Source organism: Streptomyces sp. MZ04 (assembly GCF_004684775.1).
Taxonomy (GTDB): Bacteria; Actinomycetota; Actinomycetes; order Streptomycetales; family Streptomycetaceae; genus Streptomyces.
The window spans coordinates 1-6,646 of the sequence record NZ_SRIC01000376.1; the positions used below are offsets into that span (position 1 = coordinate 1).

At 75.4% G+C, this 6,646-nt stretch carries 3 protein-coding genes; all 3 read left to right on the forward strand.

Features of this window, described 5'->3' with window-relative positions; genetic code table 11:
- On the forward strand, positions 1–1,370 hold a 1,370-nt coding region (locus tag E2651_RS39625; protein WP_135336130.1), incomplete at its 5' end, for a putative baseplate assembly protein.
- Positions 1,367–4,501: a putative baseplate assembly protein gene (locus tag E2651_RS39630; RefSeq protein ID WP_135336131.1), complete on the forward strand. Its 3,135-nt coding sequence runs from the start codon at positions 1,367–1,369 to the stop codon at positions 4,499–4,501. The genes E2651_RS39625 and E2651_RS39630, both read left to right, overlap by 4 nt.
- Positions 4,498–6,612: a hypothetical protein gene (locus E2651_RS39635; RefSeq protein WP_135336132.1), complete on the forward strand. Its 2,115-nt coding sequence runs from the start codon at positions 4,498–4,500 to the stop codon at positions 6,610–6,612. The genes E2651_RS39630 and E2651_RS39635 overlap by 4 nt, the downstream gene beginning before the upstream one ends.
- The last annotated feature ends 34 nt before the right edge of the window (positions 6,613–6,646 follow it).

A 6,646-nucleotide genomic window follows, 5' to 3' on the forward strand; every position in this document is an offset into this window, starting at 1 on the left:
ACCCCCGCCCGGCAGACCTGGCCGCCGCCCAGGCCCGGCAGCTGCGCGGCCTCGCCGCCCGGGCCCGTGAACTGCTGCGCGACCTGCACCAGCGGATGGGAATCGACGACGAAGGCCGGGACCTCCTGGAAGCGCTCTTCGGCACCTCCGGCCTCAGCGATCCCCACCGGGTCGCCGGCCTGCTCTCCCGCTTCGACGTCGTACTCGCCCCCCGCCTGCGCCGCCTCGAAGCCCTCGCCCGCCGCGCCGACTCCGGATACGTGCTCGACCCCGACGACGCGGACTGGGAGCTCCGGCACACCTGGGGTGCCCGGGCCGCGGAGGGCCTGCACCCGGCCAACCCTTCCCTGCACGGCCCCGCGAGCACCGCCCTGCGCCCCGACCCCCGCGAGGCGCTGCCCGCGGTACGCCTGGTGGAGGCGGAGGGTCCACGGGCTCGGTGGACTCCGCGCCGGGACCTGCTGGAGAGCGGCCCGCGCGACCGGCATGTGGTCGGCGAGACCGACGACGACGGGGTGCTCACCCTGCGGTTCGGCGACGACCGCTGCGGACGTGCGCCCCTCCCCGGCACCACGCTGCGCGCGTTCTACCGCGTGGGCAACGGCACGGCGGGCAACGCGGCCGGCGAGGCCGTCAACCGGATCGCCCACCGCGACGGTGGCCTGGCGGGCCTGGTCGTGCGGGTGCGCAACCCGGTGCCGGCGACCGGCGGCACGGATCCGGAGCCGGTGGCCGAGGTGCGCCTTGCCTCGCCCCGCGCCTCCTTCCGCACGCTGCTGCGCGCCGTCACGGCCGAGGACTACGCCACGCTCGCCGAAGGCCGCCCCGGTGTGCAGCGCGCCGCCGCCGCCCTGCGCTGGACCGGCAGTTGGTACGAGGCCGACGTGGCCGTCGATCCGGAGGCCACCGCCGTGGCGTCGCCGGAGCTGCTGGCGGACGTACGCTCCGCACTGCACCGCTACCGGCGCATCGGCCACGAGGTCGTCACCCACCCCGCGCAGTTGGTGCCGATCGATGTGGCCCTGTACGTCCTGGTCGACCCGCACCAGGTCACCGCCGAAGTACGGCAGGCGCTCGAGCGCCGCTTCCTGCCGAGGTACGCGGGGTTCTTCGACCCGGCGGCGCTCACCTTCGGCACCCCGGTGCGGGCCAGTGCCCTGGTGGCCGTCGCCATGGCGGTGCCCGGAGTGCGGCACGCCGAGGTCACACGGCTGCGCAGGCACCACGCGTCCGGGCCCGCAGCCGACGGCCCGGACATGCCGCCCTCCGGGGAGCTGCAGCTGCGCCCGCTGGAGATCCCGCGGCTCGACGGCGATATCACGCGCCCGGCGAACGGGCTGCTGGTGCTGCGCCTGAGAGGAGGACGATGAGCGCTCCGAAGCCGCCCTCGACGCCGGTGTGGAACCGCCCCGGACTGCCCGCGCTGTCGTATCGCGTCGGCACCCATCAGCAGTTCCTGGACGCGATGTCGGCCCGGCTGCCCCTGGCCGGGGCGAAGCCCCCCGTCCCGGCCGTCACGACCCGGGAGCCCGACGACCCCTCGATCGCCCTGCTCGACGCATGGGCCGTGGTCGCCGATGTGCTGACCTTCTATCAGGAGCGCATCGCCAACGAGGGGTTCCTGCGCACCGCGACCGAGCAGGAGTCCCTGGTCCGGCTGGGTCGGCTGGTCGGCCACCTGCCGCGCCCCGCGCTGGCGGCCGCCACCCACCTCGCCTACACACTGGACGCCGGCATCTCCTGTGTCGTGCCGGCCGGCTCGCAGGTGCGGAGCGAACCGGAGCCCGGCGGTCTTCCGCTGGTCTTCGAGACCGCCAAGGACCTCACCGCGCGGGCCGACTGGAACCGACTGCCCGTGCGCACCACCGGGTCGTCCGCCCTCATGGCCGGGCTCGCCGTCACCACCCCGTCCGTCGAGATCGAAGGGGTCAAGGCCGCCCTGCGCCCCGGTGACCGTCTGCTGTTCACCTATCGGGACGCCCGGCTGAACGTGACCCGGGTGGTGGGGGACGCGGCACCGGATCCCGCGCGAGGGCGGACCGCCGTACGACTGCGGGTGCCGGACGCGACACGGCAGTTGGACAGCGCGGTGGACGCGCTCGCGGAGGACGTGGAGGAAACCGCCGGCCGGGCGCCCTCGCGCGGCCCCTTCGAGGAGCTCCTCGCGCTGCTGCGGGAGGTGCGGGACCGCGCCGAGGAGCTGCGCGACCCGGACACCTTCGCGGCCCGGCTCGACCGCAGGCTGCGCCGACTGCGCGAGCGTCTCGCCGACCTCGGCGGGGGTGCCGACGCCGACGCCCTGGCCAAGCGGGCCACCGTCCGGCTCGCCACGGTGCGGCATGCCGTGCGCCGGATGGCCGAGGAGCCCGCGCGGCCGGCATCGGCCGGAGCACAGGCGCTGCGGCGCGATCTCCGCAGTCCCGGCCACCCGGTGCTGCACACCGTGGACCCGCTGCTGCGGGCGCTCGACCGGAGCGAGCCCGCGCCACACACCCCGCCCGCCGTCGCCGATGCCCTGGGCGCCGGCTCCGACGGCCTGCCCCGCCTGCTGGCCGGCAACCGGCCCGGCCTCACCGCGTCCCTGTATGAGGCGCTGACCGCCGTCTCCGTCCCGGCCACCACCCGGTGGGGTGTGCAGCGCTTCCGGGTCACCGCGGTCCCGCTGGGTGCCTCCATCCCGGACGACGACCGGGTGAGAGGGCTGCTGCGGGCCGCCGCACGGTCGCAGCCGGACGGAACCGCTCCGCTCGCGGCGGACGTCCTGCTCCTGGACGCGGTGCACGAGGAGATCGAGCCGGGCAGCTGGATCGCGGTGGGAGTGGTGGGCCGTCCGCGCACCCGTGTCGTCAAGGTCACCGAGGTCGGCCAACTGTCGGTGGCGAACGGTCAGGACGCCGTACGGGTGACGCGGCTGCGGCTGGCCGGGCCGTGGACCCAGGACTGCGACGACATCGCCGCCCGGCGGGCCACCACCGTGTGGGCCGCGGGGGAGCCGCTGGTCCTCGCCGCCCTGCCCGATCCGACCGACGTGAAGGGCGACGCCCTCACGCTGGACGGCACCTTCGAGGGACTCGCCCCCGGGCGGCTGCTCATCGTCTCCGGAGAGCGCACGGACGTCGTTCCCGGCCCCGGCCCGGGCGTGCCGGGCAGCGAGCTCGCCGTCCTCGCGGGCGTGCGCCACGCCTTCATCGACCGGGTGTGCACGACGCTGCAGCTGACCGCGCCGCTCACGCACCGCTACCGACGGGACACGGTCGTCGTGCACGGCAATGTCGTCCCGGCCACCGCGGGCGAGACGGTGACGGAGATCCTCGGCAGCGGTGACTCCGGCCGGGCGGGCCAGGTGCTGCCGCTGCGGCAGAGCCCGCTCGTGTGGCTGCCGTCGACGACCGCCGAGGGCGGCGAGGAGGCGCTGACCGTCCGTGTCGACGATGTGGCGTGGCAGCGCACCGCCGATCTGGGCGAGGCGGGCCCGGCCGCTCATGTCTTCCAGCTGCGCGCGGGCCCGGACGGCAGGGCCGCCGTGGAGTTCGGCGACGGCCTGCGCGGCGCCCGTCTGCCCTCGGGCACGGAGAACGTCACCGCCCGCTACCGCGTCGGCGGCGGGCGCGCCGGCAATGTCGCGGCCGGGCGGATCAGTCAGGTGGTGAGCCGGCCGCCCGGTGTCAGCGGGGTCACCAACCCGCTGCCCGCGACCGGCGGGGCCGACGCCGACGGGCCGGCGCAGCTGTACCGGGCGATCCCCCTGCGGCTTGCCGCCTTCGACCGGCTGGTGTCGGTGCGCGACCACCAGTCGTTCGCGCGGGCCTTCGCGGGCGTCGGCAAGGCCGTCGCCCAGCGTTGCACGGACGGCGGCAGTCCCGTCCTGCACGTCACCGTCGCGGCCGCCGACGACGCCCCGCTGACCCCCTCCTCCTCGCTGCTGGCCGGGCTGCGCACGGCACTGCGGCGGTACGGCGACCCCCGGCTGCCCGTGCGGGTCGAGCCCTGCGAGCGCGTCCGGCTTGTGCTGGCGCTCGGCGTGCGTACGGCACCCGGTCACCTGCCGGAAAAGGTCGAACACCGGGTCCGTGAGGCGCTGGCCGCCCGCCTGGGGTTCGCGGAGGCGCACTTGGCCCGGCCGGTGTACCTGAGCGCCGTCGTCGCCGCCGCGCAAGGGGTCACGGGCGTCGACTTCGTGGACGTGGACGCCTTCGGCGGCATCCCGGAGGGCGCCGACCCGGCCGAAGTGGTCAAGTTCGCCGAGCATCCGTCCGTCGCCTCCTGCGTGCCCGCCCTGTCCGCGGGGCCGCGCGCCGTGCGCGACCTCTCCCCCGTCGGCGAACCGCCGGATCCGGCCGGCGTCGTCGACGCCTCGCAGGCCCCCACGGTGTTCCTCGACCGCCGGGCCGCGCCTGGCCCGGCCGGGTGGCGGCCCCCGCGCCTTGTGCTGCGTCCGGCCCAACTCGTCCTGCTGGACCCGGCGGTGCCGGGGACCCTGTTGCTGCGGAGGATTCCATGACCCCGGACGAGCTGTACGCGCTGCTGCCCGCCGTGCACCGCAGGCGCGACGCGCAACAGGGCGGCCCGCTGCGCGCGCTGCTGACGGTCGTCGCCGAGCAGGCGGCCGTGGTCCAGGAGGACATGGAGCGCCTCTACGACAACTGGTTCATCGAGACCTGCGACGACTGGGTGGTGCCCTACCTCGGGGATCTCGTCGGGTACGAGATCCTGCCCCGCATCGCGGCCGCCCTGTCGGACGACACCTCCCGGGCCACCGGGCTGCCGGCCGCCGCCGTGCCCCGCAGGGACGTCGCCGACACGGTCACGCACCGGCGCCGCAAGGGCACCCTGGCTCTCCTCGAGGACCTGGCGTCCGGCGTGGCCGGGTGGCCGGCACGGGTCGTCGAGTACCACCGGCTGCTCTGTCTCACCCAGCCGGTGCGCCGCTACTCCACCGACGGCCGCGACGCCCTCCGCAGGTCGGCGCGCGGTGCGCTGGTCGACGTACGTCGCGCCGGGGTCCTGGACCGGCTGGGCGGCCCGTTCGACGAATGCGCCCGCACCGTGGAGGTCCCGCGTGCCGGTTCCGCCCGCCGCCCCGGTCGGTACGGCGTCCAGTCCGTCGGCCTGCACCTGTGGCGGCTGCGCACCTACTCCGTGACACGAGCCCCCGCGTACTGCCTGGATAGCGACCGGGCCTGCTACACCTTCAACGTGCTCGCCATCGACACGCCCCTGTACACCGCCCCGGTGCCCGAGCCGTCGAGCGGCCATGTCGCCGACGAGACGAACGTGCCGGAGCCCATCGGCCGCAGAGACCTGGCCGAGCGCCTCTACGACTACTACGGGCCCGGCAAGAGCCTGTGCGTGTGGACCGGTCCGGACGCCGATCGCGATGCCGTACCGCTCGACCAGGTCGTCGCCGCCGACCTGTCCGACTGGCGCTACCGCCCGTCCCGCGGGCAGGTCGCCGTCGACCCCCTGCTCGGCCGCCTCAGGCTGTCGCCGGGCATGGCTCCCGTCCACGGCGTCCGGGTGACGTACCACCACGCGTTCTCCGGCGACCTCGGCGGCGGCGAGTACCCGCGCCCCGAGCCCGCGGCGACCGACGCCCCGGAGCGTTACCGGGTGGGCCCCGGCGAGGACCACACGACCATCGCCGACGCGCTCGACCGCTGGAGCGCGGGGAAGCGGGCGCACGGCGACAAGACGGAGGTGATCGTGGAGCTCACCGCCAACGAGGTGTACGAGGACCCGATCGACATCCGCCTCGACCCGGGAGACCGCCTCACCCTGCGCGCCGCGGACGGTGTGCGACCCGTCGTCCGGCTGACCGGACGGCACGGCGCCGACCGTCAGCGCGCCCTGACCATCACGGGTGCCGGAGAGCCGACGGCGCGGATCGTCCTCGACGGTCTGCTGGTGACCGGCGGCAGCGTGCGGGTGCGGGGCGCGGTGCGGCGTCTCGTGGTCCGGCACTGCACGTTCGTACCGGGCTGGTTGCTGGAGGCACGCGGCAGGCCGCCGGTGCCGGGGGCGCCGGGCCTTGACATCGCCGGCAGTCCGGTGCACACCGAGATCCACCACAGCATCATCGGCGCCCTGTCCGTCGACGCAGGCGAGGACAACCGCGTCGAGCTCTACGACAGCGTGGTGGACGCCACCTCCGAGGCGACGGCGATCGGCACACTGGACGGCGGCCCCGCCGGCGTCCTCCTCACCGCCCGCCGCACCACCGTCCTCGGAGCCGTCCGCGCGCACGCGGTCGACGTGCTGGAGAACTGCCTACTGGCCGGCAAGGTGTCCGTCGAGCGACTCGACCAGGGCTCCCTGCGTTTCTGCTGGCTGCCCCAACGCTCGTCGACCCCACCCCGGTTCCACTGCGAACCCGACCACTCCGGGGATCCGGACCGGGTGAAGTTGCGCTTCGCCACCACCCAGTACGGCTCGCCCGGCTACGTGCGGCTCGCCGACGACTGCCCCGACGCGATCCGCCGCGGCGGCGCCAACGGCTGCGAACCCGGCGCACTGCACCACCTCTTCGAGCCACTGCGTGAGGACAACCTCCGCACCCGCCTTGACGAGTACACCCCCGCCGAATGCGACACGGGGCTCTTCTTCGTCACCTGAGCCCGTCGCCCCCCTGTCCCCCCACTCCCCCCAC

Bases quoted from the DNA above. Each gene is read 5' to 3' on its own strand.
- E2651_RS39630 (WP_135336131.1), top strand. From the start codon at position 1,367: ATGAGCGCTCCGAAGCCGCCCTCGACGCCGGTGTGGAACCGCCCCGGA.
- E2651_RS39635 (WP_135336132.1), top strand. From the start codon at position 4,498: ATGACCCCGGACGAGCTGTACGCGCTGCTGCCCGCCGTGCACCGCAGG.